The 16660-nt window shown below is 55.2% G+C and carries 16 protein-coding genes; 1 reads left to right on the forward strand and 15 read right to left on the reverse strand.

Annotation, left to right across the window (positions count from 1 at the left end; genetic code table 11):
* Positions 1–30: 30 nt before the first annotated feature.
* The 15 genes from QY332_01880 to QY332_01950 form a co-directional block, all read right to left on the reverse strand.
* Positions 31–438, reverse strand: a complete 408-nt coding sequence (locus QY332_01880; GenBank protein WKZ36676.1) for a hypothetical protein — start codon at positions 436–438, stop codon at positions 31–33.
* Positions 439–698: 260 nt separating this feature from the next.
* The gene (locus QY332_01885) at positions 699–1013 is read right to left on the reverse strand and encodes a HigA family addiction module antitoxin (protein ID WKZ36677.1); all 315 of its coding nucleotides are present in this window, start codon (positions 1011–1013) and stop codon (positions 699–701) included.
* Positions 1014–1021: 8 nt separating this feature from the next.
* The gene (locus QY332_01890; protein ID WKZ36678.1) at positions 1022–1306 is read right to left on the reverse strand and encodes a type II toxin-antitoxin system RelE/ParE family toxin; all 285 of its coding nucleotides are present in this window, start codon (positions 1304–1306) and stop codon (positions 1022–1024) included.
* A gap of 294 nt (positions 1307–1600) precedes the next feature.
* Positions 1601–1795 (reverse strand): hypothetical protein, encoded by a 195-nt coding sequence (locus QY332_01895; protein ID WKZ36679.1) that lies wholly within the window; start codon positions 1793–1795, stop codon positions 1601–1603.
* A 201-nt stretch (positions 1796–1996) separates the two neighbouring features.
* On the reverse strand, positions 1997–2794 hold the full coding sequence (locus QY332_01900; GenBank protein ID WKZ36680.1) for a helix-turn-helix transcriptional regulator: 798 nt from the start codon (positions 2792–2794) through the stop codon (positions 1997–1999).
* A 200-nt stretch (positions 2795–2994) separates the two neighbouring features.
* Positions 2995–3726 carry a hypothetical protein gene (locus QY332_01905; protein ID WKZ36681.1) on the reverse strand — a complete coding sequence of 244 codons (732 nt, stop codon included), beginning with the start codon at positions 3724–3726 and terminating at the stop codon, positions 2995–2997.
* Positions 3727–3873: 147 nt separating this feature from the next.
* Positions 3874–4500, reverse strand: coding sequence for an ATP-binding protein (locus QY332_01910; GenBank protein ID WKZ36682.1), 627 nt, complete (start codon positions 4498–4500; stop codon positions 3874–3876).
* Between the two features lie 212 nt (positions 4501–4712).
* A complete protein-coding gene (locus QY332_01915) occupies positions 4713–5417 on the reverse strand; it encodes a hypothetical protein (GenBank protein WKZ36683.1) in 705 nt (234 codons plus the stop codon).
* Between the two features lie 447 nt (positions 5418–5864).
* A complete protein-coding gene (locus QY332_01920) occupies positions 5865–6266 on the reverse strand; it encodes a hypothetical protein (GenBank protein ID WKZ36684.1) in 402 nt (133 codons plus the stop codon).
* Positions 6267–6518: 252 nt separating this feature from the next.
* Complete coding sequence (locus QY332_01925) at positions 6519–6911, reverse strand: hypothetical protein (protein ID WKZ36685.1); 393 nt, start codon at positions 6909–6911, stop codon at positions 6519–6521.
* A 28-nt stretch (positions 6912–6939) separates the two neighbouring features.
* Positions 6940–7902, reverse strand: a complete 963-nt coding sequence (locus QY332_01930; protein WKZ36686.1) for an HD domain-containing protein — start codon at positions 7900–7902, stop codon at positions 6940–6942.
* A 189-nt stretch (positions 7903–8091) separates the two neighbouring features.
* Complete coding sequence (locus QY332_01935; protein WKZ36687.1) at positions 8092–8367, reverse strand: hypothetical protein; 276 nt, start codon at positions 8365–8367, stop codon at positions 8092–8094.
* Positions 8364–8960 (reverse strand): DUF5317 domain-containing protein, encoded by a 597-nt coding sequence (locus tag QY332_01940; GenBank protein WKZ36688.1) that lies wholly within the window; start codon positions 8958–8960, stop codon positions 8364–8366. Before QY332_01940 ends, QY332_01935 begins: the two co-directional genes overlap by 4 nt.
* Positions 8960–9103 carry a hypothetical protein gene (locus QY332_01945; protein WKZ36689.1) on the reverse strand — a complete coding sequence of 48 codons (144 nt, stop codon included), beginning with the start codon at positions 9101–9103 and terminating at the stop codon, positions 8960–8962. Before QY332_01945 ends, QY332_01940 begins: the two co-directional genes overlap by 1 nt.
* A 274-nt stretch (positions 9104–9377) precedes the next feature.
* Positions 9378–12596 carry a tetratricopeptide repeat protein gene (locus QY332_01950; GenBank protein WKZ36690.1) on the reverse strand — a complete coding sequence of 1073 codons (3219 nt, stop codon included), beginning with the start codon at positions 12594–12596 and terminating at the stop codon, positions 9378–9380.
* Between the two features lie 140 nt (positions 12597–12736).
* On the opposite strand from QY332_01950, the gene QY332_01955 reads away from it, so the two are divergent.
* Positions 12737–16657, forward strand: a complete 3921-nt coding sequence (locus tag QY332_01955; protein ID WKZ36691.1) for a DNA polymerase III subunit alpha — start codon at positions 12737–12739, stop codon at positions 16655–16657.
* Positions 16658–16660: the final 3 nt, after the last annotated feature.

Genomic DNA, 16660 nt, shown 5'->3' on the forward strand with positions numbered 1-16660 from the left:
CGACTTGGCTACATTTTATCTGCGATTTAATCACGAGACCAGAACTCTGGATAAACTATAGATGACAAGTATGCCAAGCAAGAAAGCACCAAGTGCATAAAACTTCATATATTGGAGCGTTAGCGGAATAACCCGTTCTCCAAGTTTGTGATGCCATTGCCAAGGGGTGAGCAGTAACCCGATGGTAGTAACAATGAGAATCCAGCCAAAAAGATTGAATAGATTCGAGTACCACATGAAGGGAGCGAGAACAACCATTGCTGTACCAACAATCAAGCGCGCAATCTGTTCTATGTAATGTGCACGTGCTGAACTGGCATAAGAACCGAGAAATTGTTCGGCACGTCGCGGTTTGATTACGATCATAATTGCTAATCCAATCAAGAATATACAGAAGAATGAAATGACCATCCCAGAGAGTAAATTTATGATTTGCATTACAAGACTCCAGAAGTTATTAGCAGACCAACGGATTGATTAGGTTCAAGGCAATTTCTTGTCTGCCCAACGGCTTACATTACCTGCGCCTCGGGCGGACCGTGGACTCTGCTTGGCAGCAGTATAAACTCGAAGCCGCGCTTCGCGAAATGCCTGTAGGCAGTCCCAGCGCCTGCCCTGACTGGCGAAGCTGTATCGAATGGCCCAGCCGTTCGTTCCGATGAAGTACGGAGTCATGCTTTGTTAGCTTGCCTGCCAGCTTACACGCGATTTGGCGTTTGAGATAATACTTTTACCTCTTTATTGATTTTTCCACTCAATTCGCTTTCTGCAACTTCTAAATCATAGCGAACTTGCATACGAAGCCAAACCGCTGCACTTGTGCCAAAATAACGAGCGAGACGCATGGCAGTATCAACAGTAATTGAACGCCCGCCATTGACAATCTGACTGATACGAATTGGAGTAACGCCGATGTCATGCGCCAAACGATACTGGCTCAAACCAAGCGGTTTCATAAAATCTTCAAGCAGAATTTCGCCAGGGTGAATAGGTGATAAAGTTTTGTCCATCATATTTTCTCTCATCCGTGATAATCCACAATCTCAACATCTTTCGCCTTGTTGGCTGACCATTTGAAACAAATTCGCCATTGGTCATTAATGCGGATACTGTGTTGTCCAGCCCTGTCACCTTTTAGTTTTTCAAGCCGATTTCCAGGAGGCGCAAGTAAATCCTGCAAACCTTCTGCGTCATCCAGATAAATCAACTTTCGGCGGGCGGTTCGTTGAATATCTTTCGGGAACTTTTTTGAAACTTGACCACGAAAGATTTTTTCGGTTTCATCAGAGGCGAAGGACTCAATCATAGCCCGATAATATCACGAAGCGATAATGTTTTGCAAGGGGCAAGCTAACGGCTTGCATCTGCGGGCGGAGCGTGGACTGTGCTTGGGAGCAGTATAAACTCAAAGCCACGCATCACGAAATACTTGTAGGCGGTCCCCAGCGCCCAGCCGTTCGCTCCGCGAAGGCGGGGTACGCTTTGTTAGGCCGCCGCCACCCTACTCTGAAACCCCTGCAGGTAGAATCGCACCGCTCCAAGATCAAAGCTCCGAAGAAGCGCCCCGAGGCAAGGGGGATTGACTGCTGTTCCAGGACGCCTACTCTTCCACCGCGAGTGTCGCCTGCACGTCCCCTTCCTTGCCGTCCTCGTCGTCATAAATGTCGAGGACCGTGCCCGTCGAGCCGTCGGGCAACTGCACGCGCTCGCCCACCTGGATCATCGGGCGAGAGTCATTAATGATGCCAATCTCGCCACCCGCGGCGTCGATCACCCGATACCGGAAAGTCTTCATCTAAGCCTCCTTAACAATTGCGGGTCCTGGCCCCGCGGGCTAACGGTGTGCGCCACCGTCCCCGACCGATGCGAGTGGGATACCCGCCCACACATCGGGCCATCCTACTCCGCCTTCTACACTACATTATAGACCAGTGTGGTCCATTCATTGTAGTCACAGAGGGCTTTGTTGGGCGGTTTTCTTTCCAAGAAACTGCCATTATGGTGTTACAAATGTAGCATAAGCGAATAATCCTAAACTGATACAGGCTATGCACATGGAGACAGTTGCCACTATGCCAGAAACCATAGCAATTGTCCTGTTCCTGGTTACATTGATTTGGTCTTCGACTTTACTCAAACGTTTTTCTAGCGAATCCACTTCTTTGCTTACAACTTTTACCGCACCTTCGCCCTCAACTGCTGTAATGAAGAAATCCGCATTTTTGCGTAAGAACTCATCCGTCTTTGATAATTGTGTTTTAGTCGTTTCAAGTTGGGGTACAACGTCTTGTCTAATCGCTTGCACTTCAAGCATTATCGGTCTCATCCTGTTTTCAATTTCTTCCATGATTTCAGGATTCTTATTTGGCGCAAGACCTAATATGCTATCCAATTTAGTCTCAATTGATTTCACTTTTTCATCAAGTGAGTTAATAGTGCCTCCCATTACTGCACCAGTGCTATTAAAGAGCCGTGATAATTCATCATGCGATGCGCTCAATTGTCCCCCCATGACGAGACCTACCGAAGATAGATTTTCATTTATGAGGTTTACTACTTCCTCCCCAGTTAGTTTTTCATATCCCGCCGAAGACAATAACTTGTCGATGTCAACTGTATTCAATCTTAGTTCTTTACTTATATTTTTTATTATATTTCGTGATGGTAAATCAGACCCATCTTCCCAAGAACTGACCAGGGCCCGGCTAATCTTTAGCATATCTGCTAAATCCATTTGAGAGATTCGCGCTTTTGTCCGTAATTCTTTAAGTAATTTGGGGAATTCATCGCTCATTGATTGTTTACGCTTTCTTTGTTTGGATTTAACCGCCCAACGGTCTCGTGCCCCTCGGGCAGAGCGTGGACTGTGCTTGGGAGCAGTATAAACTCAAAGCCACGCATCACGAAATACTTGTAGGCGGTCCCCAGCGCCCAGCCGTTCGCTCCGCAAAGTACGGAGTGCAATTCTTCCCGATGTTCTTACGGGACGCTGTGTTAGCTGGCAGTTGATGTGCCATACTTGCGATTGAGCATGAACAACGAGTTGTAGCAGAATTCTAAGAATAGCAATGCCTGATAGGTTGGCAAAACATCATCAAGTATTTGACCGACATGGACTGTGTTCAAATCAAGCACGATTGAAAAATTCGGCGCGTAGCCTGGGATATGTATGGTGGAAGCCGCGTCCGAGTAATCGTACTTGAAGAGCATCCTGGGCGAAAACTTATTGGCTTTGCTGTTGCGGTAGTTCTTCAGCGCCTCGAAGTCGGCAGATTGCACATTCAGTCTATCCTCAATGTTATGTGAAAGGACGTTCCGAAGAAATCGCGCGATACCAAGAAATGAATCCGTGACGGCTCCATCGCCAGCAAAGACATCTGCTTCATACGCGGCGGCGATTTCACTAGTTCCGTCGACGACTGTACTATCTACTGCCGTCACTATTGACATCGTAATTGCACGTAGAGAGGCGACAAAGACCAGATGTGACATCAACGTTGGTTCTGACGGAAGGTCATACATTTGTTGAAGAAAGTCGCTCGCAACATGTGGTGGCAGCTTATACAAATTGCCGTCGGGAGTCCGGACAGCAACCTCTCGTGCCAGACGTGAAAGATTAGCGCGGCGGGCGATATCTTCGAAGAAGAAGCCGAGATTCAGCAATGTGAAGTGTCTCTGTGTTAGACCATAAGCTTTTGTGAGTTGCTGCAAGGAGTCGGTATTCATAGCGCTTCAATATTCCTATTTTCTAAGAGCCAGCTAACCGCTTGTGCCACCGTCCCCGGCGCTAGGCTGTTGGGCCCGCGAAGACGAGGTGTACGCGGTGTTAAGCTGCCTATTGGTTGAACTGACAGTGATTCTCATTCATATAATTCAATCTGGTAATCCTAAACTGCGCCTCATTTGACGCTGTAATTCATCAGCGTGCTTATCAAGCATTCGCAGGTCTTCCTGCTCGATTTGTTGTTGCTGTAGTTGGAGTTGCTTTTTTTGGATAACTGATTCGAAATAACCACTGAACGGTCCGTAAAACATCTGGAAAAGATCTTCGATGGTCACCCCGTCTGTTGATGAGCCGCGACGAATTGGGATTTGCCCGTCTTTCATCTTTCCAAGATTGACCGTAATTATGTGAGGGCGTTTTCGGGTCGGTGATATATGGATGACAGATATGATATTGCCAGTAGAAGCTACCTCATAATAAACAAACTCGACAGCAGGGCGAACTTTGTTCTCGAAAAGCTGCTGTAACCGTGAATCGTCATATGTGTTGGATACCCCTCGAATAGGTTCAGGCTGTCGCGGGTCGACGCCATAAAAAATGTAGCCTGGTGCAGAAGTCAATGCATTGGCAATCCCGGTAACATCTTTGATGAGTTCGCCTTGTGCTTCTGCTGTGGAGGGAAGAACAAAATCTACTTTCCAATCGAAGACTGCCTGTTCGGGTGTTGCAATAAGTAGTTCCCGAATTTGCTCAATTGATAATTTTCTAATCATCATTGAAACTCCTTGCGTCTAACTCTTTACGATTTGGCAACCCAACGGTATTGCGTCCGCGGAGCGTGGACTGTGCTTGGGAGCAGTATAAACTCAAAGCCAGGCTTCGCGAAATACTTGTAAATCGCGCACGCCGTATCATCCCCGAAGCGAGCGGAGCACAGCGAAGACGGGGCGCATGCTTTGTTGGCTTGCTTTTTGGAATGGAATAAACTTTACTTTTGCTCGCTTATGAACACGAGGAACTTCTGACCTAAATCAGTCGTCCTGCGGGCTATTATTCCATTCCATGTCATCATCGTATTTAGTCCATCTGAACTTGTATTTATAAGTCCTCTTTGATGTAAATCTCTCCAAATTTGGTGGTAAAGCGCTGAATCCTTTGCTAGTTCAGGAAAAGCATGTTCTAGGATTATTGTTAAGCCGCCTGACATAATATTTTGTGGCAATGGTTTGTTATTGTCAATCGCCCATTGTGGAGGATTATGAACAAGGTTTAGTATGCGAATATGCCATACTGTGAAAGTGTCAATCCAATCTAAAAACATTTGTTGAAGCGTTTGCTCAATTGGCTGCGGAAGTGCTGAATTGATTACAGCGTTTTTCAGCGCGGTTAGTTTATCTTGTTGACTATTCCGCAGTGCAATTTGACTTGCTTGAAGCAACGTATCTATAAATACATCGTTGGATTTTAATTGCTCAACATCAATGCCTTTGTTTTCCTCAAGATTTTGGACGGCTTGACCTATTTCCTTCATCCACTCATTTCTGCGTTTTTCAAGAGGAGGGGTAATAATAAATTGAAACAGTTCAACAGCAGCTCCACCAGCAACTGGAATTGCCGATAACAAAGCACGTCCAGTCGCATATGCTGCGTCACCTTTGTCTGATTCTGGGGGAAGATATTTATCATCTGCCATGGTTTTTACCTATACTTTGCAAGGGGTTTGCCAACTTGTGTATAGACTGCTTGCTGGATAACGGCTTATGGACGGTGACCGGCCGCCTGATCGCCGAAATTAATATGGGATTCTAGACGGCAGCGGGTTAAAACAGCGTTCCTACCTGCCTGATTTTAGCATGCCCAACCGGGACTCTCCGAAAAACCACCCGGCAGCCCCAAAAACGCCCGGCGGGTCTCCGGCCAGCCTCCCGCCGGGCGGGGGGCTGAGCCTGTCCTAGCGGCGCGGGGGCAAAATTAAGCCAACAAACCCGCGGGTTAAGCCAACAAACTTTGATTTTAAGCCAACAAACTTTCGCGTTAAGCCGACAAACCCGCGGGTTAAGCCAGAAAAGCCGGGAAAGAGACGGCTCGACCGGGGTCGAGCCGTCCAAAAAGCGGCGCTGGCGGGCAGGGTGGAAAGGGGTCATTCCCCGTCAGGGGGGATCGGGTCTTCGGGGTGTTCGGCGTTCCACAAGGCGACGATCTCCGCCTCGCTCTTGTTGAAATTCGCGGAATTCACCCAGTTCCCGCGAAAGCCGTTGTTCACCTGCTTGTCCAGTTCCGGGTTGACGCGCACGCCGATGTTGATCGAACCGTCCTTCTTGCCGATGGGCTCGAAGTGCGTGCCGTTGGGCAGGTGCACGATGCGCCCGGCCTTCAAGCCCGACTCGAGCTGGACGTCCAGTTCGGCCAGCACCGCCAGCACCGAGCCCTTGCTCTGGTTGGTGGCGGCAACGATGTTCTCGATCAATTCCTCCTTCTTCATCGGGTCGCCGAGGGCGATCCTCGGGCCATACGCAGCCCACGCTTGGATTTTCTGTGCCATGGTCGAATCCTCCTTATAAATGGTTTGGTGGATGGTCGTCCCTGCCCGCTCAGGCGGCTTGCAAACCAGGCTGAATCTTCCAAAATGCGCATCATGGCGCCCCCGTTCGTTCCGATGGATGAACCGGCTTCTTTCCTCTTAACTCACCTTGTACAGAACGTCCCGAAGGTTCTCTGAAAAGAGCTTTTTCGAGCGATAAAACACCTTCGGGACGGTGCGTAACATTAAACCCAAAGACCGGGTGCGTGCGGGTTATGCTTCGATGGGTTCTTCCGGGTGGGCGGCGTTCCACAGGGCGATGATCTCGGCCTCGCTCTTGCCGATGTTCTGCGCGTTCTGCCAGCCGCCGCGGAATTCGGCGTTCAGGCGTTTGATCACCTCGGGGTTGACGCGCACGCTGATCTCGATGGAGCCGTCCGGCATGCCGACGGGTTTGTAATACGTGCCATTGGGCAGCTGTACGATGCGGCCCGCCTTGAGCGCTTCTTCGATCACACTGTCCAAAAAGGTCAGCACGGTCAACACCGAGCTTGCATTCTCGTTCGATTCCAGGCTGATCTTGTCCACCAGCTGGCGCGGCGTCATGGGCGCGGCGGTCTCCAGCCGTGGACCGAACTGCGTCCAGGCTTCGATCTTTTTTGCCATTGCGAAATCCTTGTTTCGATGCGGGGAATTAATGCTCACAGTGCCCATTGAACAGACTGAAGAAGAGCGGCGCGAGCCGCGGGTCGAAATGCGTGCCGGATTCGGTGCGGATATATTCGAGCGCATCGCCCTGCGTCCAGGCGCGGCGGTAGGGACGGTCGGAGGTCAGCGCGTCGTAGACATCGGCAAAGGCGAAGATGCGCGCAAAGAGCGGGATGGCTTCGCCAGCCAGCCCGTCCGGGTAGCCGCTGCCGTCCCATTTTTCATGGTGCGAACGGGGAATCGGCAGGGCCGGGCTCAGGTAGGGGATCGACCTGAGGATCTCCACCGCGATCAACGGGTGGCGGCGCATGACGACCCATTCCTCATCCGTCAACGGGCCGGGCTTGAACAGGATGCTGTCCGGGATGGCGACCTTGCCGATATCGTGCAGGACGGCTCCGCGGCGCACATGGATCAAATCCGTCTCGGGAATGCCGATGCGGCGGGCAAGCCGCAGGGCCATGTCCGTCACGCGGCGGGTGTGGTCCTCGGTCTCCTGGTCGCGCAGGTAGAGCGCGCGCGACCAGCCTTCGATGGTCTTGTCGTAGGCCAGCGTCAGTTCGGAATCCGAGGTCCCTTTATGGCGGGTGATGTTCCTGACGAACATGATGGTCTGGTCGCTTTTGAACGAAACAAGGCGGGACTCATACCATGACTCGCCCGTCAGCAGGGGCAGCATGTACTCGAACAGGACGACCTTGCTTCCGTTGAGGATCTCCTGGAGCGCCTTCTCATATTTTCTGCCCACCTCGGCCGGCACGAAATCCTGGAACTTAAGCGCGGTCTTTTTCCGGGCGGGGGTGCTCATTTTGGAGCCATTGCCGGCCTTGTAGTCCAGGATCCTGCCCTGATGGTCCATTACAAGCAGGATATCGTCAAAGGCCTGGAACATGGCTTCCAGCCTTTGTTCGGGATTGGGTAGGGTTTTCAAATTAATATCCAGAATCATTGTATTTCCAAGGCGTACCGATATGCAGCAATTTTCCGATTGCTGTTTCTTTGGTTCCCTGCGTGGCGGGCGGGCCTGCGCATTGAATGGGCGGGTCGATTCTCGAAACGTCACGCACCCGAGGGACGCAACCGCACTTGCACGTGAGGCAAGTGCGGGGAGCGGCCGGCGCGGGCACAATAATGAAGTCTAATGATTGCGCAGGGCGCTGTTCAACTGCCGGGCAAAGTCGGCGAGCGTTTCGGCGCGGATGGAGACGATCACATCACGCTCCTGCTTGCTGAGCGGGAAGGTCTCGCCGAGATACCCTTTTTGCAGGGCATTGTGCGGGTCCTGCAGGAGCATCTGGCAGAACTGGCGGTTGACCACCGCGGCGGCAAAGATGCGGCTCAATCCGTCCGGGGTGCGGATCGGCGCAATATTCAATTGGATTTGAGGCTGGTAGCTTACGAATGATGAGATCATATGGAAACACCTTTGTTAATGGGAATGGATGGATGTTCGGGTATCTTTTGACTGGCCAGCAGCCAGAATACACCAAGGGCGATGAAAACGTCACCGAGGCTGAATGCCACCTGGTAGGCGGACCCGGCCGGGGGCAGGAAACGATCCGCAAGCCACTCGAAGCGGGTTTCCTGCGGGTGCAGGAGGATGTCCTTTGTGCCGAAGCGCTCGCCGGGCTGGATGTCATTCAAGACTTCCTGCGGCACCAGGCGGCTGGCAGTCTGCGGACTGATGGGCATGAAGCCGCCGTTGGCTGCCATGACCGTGAGGTTGAGCGCCACGCCGAGGAGCAGGACCTTCATGCCGGGCAGGCGGCGGTTGAGCCAGGCGAACCCGAGCAGCAGGCTTTGCGAGACGGGCAGCAGCAGGGCCGCCCATGCCTCGGGGACGCGCTCTCGTGTGGCGGGGAGATAGACTGCCAGGAACTGGGGCAGAAAGGCGATGAAGACCAGCCAGAGATATTTCAGGTCCGGCGGCTGGTATGTTTCGCCGCGCAGGCGCGTCCAACCGATGCCAGCCAGCAGCCCGGCGGCAACGGCGAACAGCAGGATCACTACCGGCCGACCCCGCCGCCATCTTCCGGAGCGCCGGCGCCGAGCACAAGCATGGTCAGGGTGAGCAGGACGAAGAAGAGCTGGATGTGCTGGCGGTTGAGGCTGGAGAGGGAGGCGGCGATCAGGTTAAGTTTGGTTTTCATGGGATAACTCCTTTTTGAATGCTTTGCGGGTTGAAGTACGATGCCCCTACTATACATACCCCCAGGCTTCAAAACAGGCTTCAAAAGATTAAAAAACAGCCCGATTTGGGGCTGTTTTCATTGCAATTTCATTGCAAAAATCATGGTACAGGCTCCCAGAGCCCCTTTGCAAAGCATTTTGGTGTTTTTTGCCCCCTGCAAGGCGCAAACTGCGAAGTCCCAGTGCCGCCCGAAGCGTGTTTCATGGTACTCGCGGGCAGTGGTATGCGCTTTTTCAGCGCGTCAGGCGGCTGTAGAGCTCCTCGATCTCCATGGAAGGCGGCAGGTTGTGCAGGCGTTTCAAGGCTTCATGGCAGGCTTCGTACATGCGTTTGATGGAGGCGCGGTCGCCGAGACGGCTGTAGGCCTGCATCGAAAGCCGATAGGCAGCCTCATGGGCCGGGTCATATTCAATTGCGCGGCGGCAGGCGGCGATGGCGTTTTCAGGCTGTGCATTTTTTTGATACAGGTCGGCCAGGCTGACCAGCGCATGCAGAAATTCGCGGCTTAAACGTTCCCGGTCATGGCGCACCCAATCGGCATACACGTCCTGCAGGTAGGGACCGTGCACCAGGTCGACCGCTTTCTGGTACAGCGCGATTTGCTCCTGCGGGTCCTGCGCCGCTTTCCCCCTGGCAAGGAAGGATTCGAAGGCCTCCACGTCATACTCGTAATCGAGGCGGCGGTTGAACGTATAGGTGACATCCTTGAAGGCAACCACCTCCAGCCCGACCGCCCTGCGCAGGCGGTAGATCTCATTTTTGAAGCGCAGTCTCAATTTGGACGCATCGTATAAATCGGGCCACAGGACCTCGCCGATCTGTTCCTTGGTCATCGGTTTGGGGATTGCCAGAAAGTAAAAGAACAGGTCGCGCACCGACTGGGTCTGCCAGTCTGAGGAGGTCAAGGTCCTGCCGCCAATGCTGACAACCGCCCCGCCGAATGCCTGGATGGTTATGTGCGGTGCGGGCGTCTGCACCACGCGCGCGTGCCGGCGCAGTTCGCGGCGGATGGCGGGCAGCCTGTTAGACAGGCGCTCCGCCTGTGCGAACAGGTCCGCCAGCGTGCGTTCCATTCCCGCGTCAGCCTGCATGCCTTCCAGGCCTTTCCGCGCCTGGTGCATGGCAACCACAAGCGCATGCGGGACCTGTTTGCCACCGCCATATACCCGCTTGATCTTTTGCGCCGCTTCCTCGGGCTTCCCCGCGCGGTTAAAGGAGGCCGCCAGCCAAACATCGGTCACAGCCGCCTCCAGGTCGCGCCCGTCTTCCGAAAAATCGACCTGCGCCTGTTCCAATTTATGGACCGCCTCGCGCGCGTCCCCCTCCAGCAGGCAAAGACGCCCGCATAACAAATGCAAAAACGCGTTCTCGTAACTGGAATCGCCTGACAGCACCGCCTTCTCGATGCTCTCAAGGATGGTACGCGCGGTTATCGCATCCGCCTGCAGGATCGCCAGGTTCGCCTGCGCAAACTTTAAGGAATGGGACACAAAGCGGTCATCCATCCCCTGCAGGGCATCCGAGGCGTGCTGAAAGTTTTGCCCGGCCATGCTGAAATCTTCCAGCTCGGCATACAGGTCGCCCAGGCTGATGGAGATCAGAATATCAAGGCGCGTATAGCGGCTGCGCTGGGCGCACAGCAGGCCTTCCTCGAAAGTCTGGGCGGCTTTTGAATACTCTCCCAGAAATTGATGGAGAACACCCAGATTATTCAGCAAACTTGCCTGCCAGGAGAGGTTGCCCTCCTGCCGCCAGATCTGCAGGGCTTTTTCATAGGCGTTTCGGGCTTGCGTGAAATCCCCGATGGCGCGGTATGCCATCCCGGTTTCCATTAATAATATGGGGACGCCGGACGGATCGCCCGCCTGAAACAGCTCCAGCGAACGCTCCAAAAATGAGACTGCCTGTCTTGTATTCCCCAAACGATGGAAAGCCAGTCCCTTGATGCGCAGCGCCTCGGCATGCATCGCCTGCATATCATCGCTGGCTTCCGTGGACTGGATGACCTGCTCGGCGTCGCGCAGGGAGGCGGCATAATCGCCAAGAAAGCGGTACGCTGTCGCCCGCCGCACCAGGGTCAGGTTAAGGCCGTGGATGTCATTTTCCTGGCGGCAGATCTGCACCGCCTGCGACAATAGTCTCAAACCCTCCTTCAGGTCGCCCTTTGTATATGTGATCGTGCCGCGAATCGAAAGCAGGCCGGAACGTCTCCGCAGCATGGAGGGCGGCAGGTCGTTCAGCCAGGATTCAAGCGTGAGGATGGCGTGCTGCAGCATGGGCGTGCTTGCCCGCTCGATCATCGCGGCCAGCAGGTCCATGTCATTGAGCTGCCGGCAGATATGATGGGCCTTCTCCCATTCGCCCAGTTCTTCATAGGCCGCCTCGAGGCGGGTGAGCACGGGCGCAACCTCCTGCGGGCGTTCGCGCTTAAAGCGCTCCCGCAGGAAATCGCGGAAGAGGTGGTGATATCTCAGCCAGCGCCCATCCGCGCCGACCGGCAGGGCGAAGAGGTTGTTGCGCGAGATGACCTTGATCCAATCCTGCCAGTCCTGCGCTTCGGCATAGAACGGAGCCAGGACCGACTCGCAAAGCGAGGAGTCGAATTCATCGAACAGGGCGGTGCGCAGGATGAATTCCTGCAGGTCGGCGGGCTGGCGCTCCAATACCTGCTGGCCGAGGTAGTCGAACAGTCCCGCACCGCCGTCCACCAGTGCGTGCGCGGTATGCTTGCGCAAAACGTCCGCACCGGAGAACTGCAAGCCCGTGATCCAGCCTTCCGTCTCTTCGATCAGGTGCTGCGCCTGTTCATCGGAGATCTGCAGGTTGTTGTTCTGCGCCAGCAGGGCCTGAAGTTCATGCGGTTGAAAGGCAAGGTCGGAAAAGCTCAAGCCGCCGACCTGCTCGCGCGCCACCAGCAGGGGCAGGTCGTTCAGGCTGGTCAGGATGCGCGAAGCGATCACCAGGTGACAGTTCTCATCCGCCAGTTGAAGGAAACGGTTGATGAAATACTGGATGGGTTGGACCCCGTCCAGCAGGTGGAAATCGTCCAGCACGAAAATAAAATGCTCGTGGATCGTTTCGTAGATCTCGTTGCACAGGGTCACCAGCAGGCGCTCCATATCCTGCTCGAAGGAGGACATGCCCTCCAGCGCGCTTTTCGACTGGCTGCCAAATTTCGGGAAGCGCTCCGCCAGTGCGGCAATGAAATAGGCGGCAAAGCGTTGAGGGTCGCGGTCGAGCTCATCCAAAGCCAGCCAGCAGCAGGGCAGTTCGCTCTGATCGACCAAATCGATCAATAACGAGGTCTTTCCATAACCCGCAGGCGCGGAAACAAGCGCGAGTTTTCTATCGAGCGCATCGAACAACATGTCCAGCAGGCGCTGGCGCGTAAGCAGCTCGTCACGGCGGCGCGGCGGGATGATCTTGGCTTTGCTGACAGGGATGGGTGACATGGTGTTGCACTACCGATCCAACAAATAAAGCCCGGGCAGGGAAAATAGTATGGGGCGTTCTGTATTTTATCCGTAAATCGATTTTTTAAGCATCCCGCGGGCGAACTCTTGAACATGCGTGCTATAATCTTTTTTAAGCCATGTCCTTCGCCCACCTGCACGTCCACACCGAATATTCCCTGCTCGACGGCTTCTCGAACATCCGCAAGCTGGTCCAGCGCGTCAAGGAAATGAACATGCCCGCGGTGGCGATCACCGACCACGGCACGATGTTCGGGGTGATCGATTTTTACAAAACCGCGCATGAGGCGGGGGTCAAGCCGATCATCGGGCTCGAAGCCTACATGGCGGCGCGCGGCATGAAGGACAAGGACTCCAAGCTGGACCGCCAGTCCTATCACCTGCTCCTGCTGGCCGAGAATGAAACCGGCTATAGGAACCTGCTCAAGATCGCCTCCGCCGCGCAAATGGACGGCTTCTATTATTACCCGCGCATCGACCGCGAGTTCCTCGCCGCCCATGCGGACGGATTGATCTGCACCTCGGGCTGCATGTCCGCCGAGATCCCGCGCGCATTGCTCTCCGAAAACCCGCAGGAAGCGCTCAAAAAATGGAACTGGTATTACGATGTCTTTGGTCCCGACCGTTTCTTTGTGGAACTGCAGCAGCACAACATCAAGGAGATCACGGAATTAAATAAAAAACTGCTCGAGCTGGGCGCGCGCTATTCCGCAAAATACATCGCCACCAACGACGTGCATTACGTCAACCAGGATGATTCGCGTTTGCAGGAGATCCTGCTCGCCATGCAGACCCAGACCGTGCTCTCGGACACGAACCGCATGCGCATGAGCGACGACTCGTATTACCTGCGCTCACCCGAGGAAATGAACCGCATCTTTGCCGAGGTGCCGGGCGCGTTATCCAACACCCTGCTGATCGCCGAGCGCTGCAACGTCAACATCAAGTTCAAGGAATACCACCTGCCCGAGTTCCCCGTGCCGGATGGATACACAGCAGAGACCCATCTGCGTTCGTTGTGCCGGGCCGGGGCGGGAAAAAAGTACGGGGATGACGCAGACAAGCCCGAGGTCCGTGAAAGACTCGACTATGAGCTGAGAGTCGTCCACGAGATGGGATTCGACGCCTACTTCCTGATCGTGTGGGACCTGTGCCGCTTCGCCCGCGAGAACGGGATCTGGTACAACGCCCGCGGCTCGGCCGCCGGCTCGATCATCGCCTACACCCTCGAGATCACGATCGTCGACCCGCTCGAACACGACCTGATCTTCGAACGCTTTTTGAATCCCGGGCGCATCTCGATGCCCGATATCGACCTCGACTTTCGCGACGACCGCCGTTCCGAGATGCTGGAATATTGCGCGAACAAATACGGTGCGGACAAGGTGGCGCAGATCATCACCTTTGGCACCATGGGGACGAAAGCCGCCATCCGCGATGTGGCGCGCGTGATGGAAGTGCCGCTGCCCGAAGTGGACCGCGTTGCAAAGCTTGTGCCCTTTTCACCCGGCAAAGGCTCCTCCATGGGGGATGCGATGGCGATCAGGGAATTCAAACAGATCTACGACACCGACCCGCGCATGCGCGAGGTGATCGATATCGCCGCGAAGATGGAGGGTACGGTCCGCAACGCCGGCACGCACGCCGCGGGCGTGGTCATCTCAGACAAGCCGATCGAGGAGTATCTCCCGCTCCACCGCCCGACCTCGAATTCAGAGGATACGCCCATCAAATCGGTGACCCAGTTCGAAATGGGCATCCTCGATTCGCTCGGCATGTTAAAGGTGGATTTCCTCGGGCTGATCACATTGACCGTCATGGCGCGCGCCTGTGACATGATCGAAAAACGCCACGGCATCCGCTATGACCTGAGCAACATCCCGATTGACGATCCCAAGTCGTTCGAATTAATGGGCGCGGGACAGACGGCCGGGGTCTTCCAGGTGGAAGGCGGGGGCATGACGCGCTGGCTTGTGGAGATGAAACCAAAGAACCTGGACAACATCATCGCCATGGTCGCGCTGTACCGGCCGGGCCCGATGCAATTCATCCCGTCCTATATCGCGCGCATGCACGGCAAGGCGCAGGTGGAATACCGCCACCCCGCCATGCAGCCGATCTTTCAGGATACCTACGGCATCCCCGTCTATCAGGAACAACTGATGCGCGCCGCGGTGGAACTGGCGGGGTATACGCCGTCTGAATCCGATGACCTGCGTAAAGCCATCTCCAAGAAGAACAAGGACGATATTGAAAAGCATCGCGCCAAATTCGTGAGAGGCGCGGTGGAAAAAGGCATGGAGCGGTCCACCGCCGACGCGATCTACACGGATTGGGAGGAGTTTGCGAGATACGGGTTCAACAAGAGCCATGCCGCGGATTACGGCGTTATCGCCGTTCAAACTGCGTTTCTAAAAGCTCATTACCCGGCCGAATACATGGCGGCGCTCATGTCCGCTTCGGCGGGACAGACCGAAAAGGTGGCGCTCTATGTTGCCGACGCCCGCACCATGGGCGTGCCCGTGCTCCCGCCGGACATCAACACCCCGGGCTGGGATTTCGAGATCGAAGATATCGACGGAAAACCTTCCATCCGCTTCGGGTTCGGCGCGGTGAAGAACGTCAGCGAGGGCGCGGTGGATGTCATCGTCGCAGCGCGCAGGGACGGGAAATTCGCCGACCTTAACGATTTCGCCCGCCGCGTGGACCTGCGCGGGGTCGGCAAACGCTCGCTGGAATGCCTCATCAAGGTCGGTGCGCTCGACCAGTTCGGCAACCGCGCCTCCCTGCTCGCCTCCCTCGACCGCATCATCGCCATCAGCAGTAATCACTTCCGCGCAGCCGATGCGGGACAGATGAGTCTCTTCGGCTCATCCACGGGCATCGTCGAAGAGATCAGCCTGCCGGAAGTAAAGGATGTCGAAAAAAGAGACATGCTCAACTGGGAGCGCGAGCTGATCGGCCTGTACATCTCCGACCATCCGCTCAACGAATTCCAGATCCAGCTCGCACAGATCGTCAGTTATTTTTCGGGGCAGCTGCCCGAAGCGGATCACGAGGAAAGGGTTCGCGTTGCGGGGCTGGTCACACTCGTCCGCCCGTACACCACGAAAACAGGCAAGGCTATGGGTTTCGTCACCATGGAGGATATCCAGGGCAACATCGAGCTCGTGCTCTTCCCCAAGACCTGGGAGAATTATCGCACGCAACTGACCGTCGGGCAGATCATCATCGTCGAAGGCAAGGTGGACCAGAGCAACACCCCGCCCAAGATCCTGGTGGACACGATCAAGACCGAGATCAAGGTGGTCGTGGCGGCGGATGACCCGTACGCCAAACAGGATTCAACGCCCAAGCCCGTCCTCGCGCGGACAGAGGAGGCCGCCCCCCTCCGCCCGGCCGCCTCGCAGCCCAGGCCGGCAGTTGTCTCATCCTCAAAGGCGGCTCCCCCGCCTGCACCGATTCCACCCAAGCCTGTGCCCCAGCCGCAGGTTGCAGAAAAGGCCTCCGCCTATGATGTGGATGGTGACATGCCGCCGCCGCCCGATAACTTCCCTGAAGGCTGGGACAGTGAATGGCAGCCGTCCTTTGACGATGCGGCCATCGCGTCCAAGCCGGAGCCGAAGTTCAGGAAGAATGAAGAGGTCACTCCCCCTCTCGTCACCCGCGCTGTTGAGGCGCTGGCGAATGTCGAAGAGACCGGGCAGGCCGGGGAGCCGCGTGAAGCGCTCATCCCGTCCCTGTATGTCCCCCTTGTCAAGGAGGACCGGGACAAGGACCATCCGCCGCAGCAGATCACGGTCATGCTCCGTCACACGGGCGACAAGGAGCGTGACAAGCGCCGCATCAAGACGTTGTACGGCACGCTGATCTCGCACCACGGGCGCGACAAGTTCAGTTTTCAGATCTTCGAGAACGGCAAGGGACACCTGATCGACTTCCCCAACGACACCACGCGCATCTGCCCCGAGTTATTCGAGCGGCTTAAAAAACTGATGGGTGAGGAAAGCTGGCGCGTGGAACCGATCACGTTTCAGTGAATC

Source organism: Anaerolineales bacterium, assembly GCA_030583885.1.
Lineage (GTDB): Bacteria > Chloroflexota > Anaerolineae > Anaerolineales > Villigracilaceae > Villigracilis.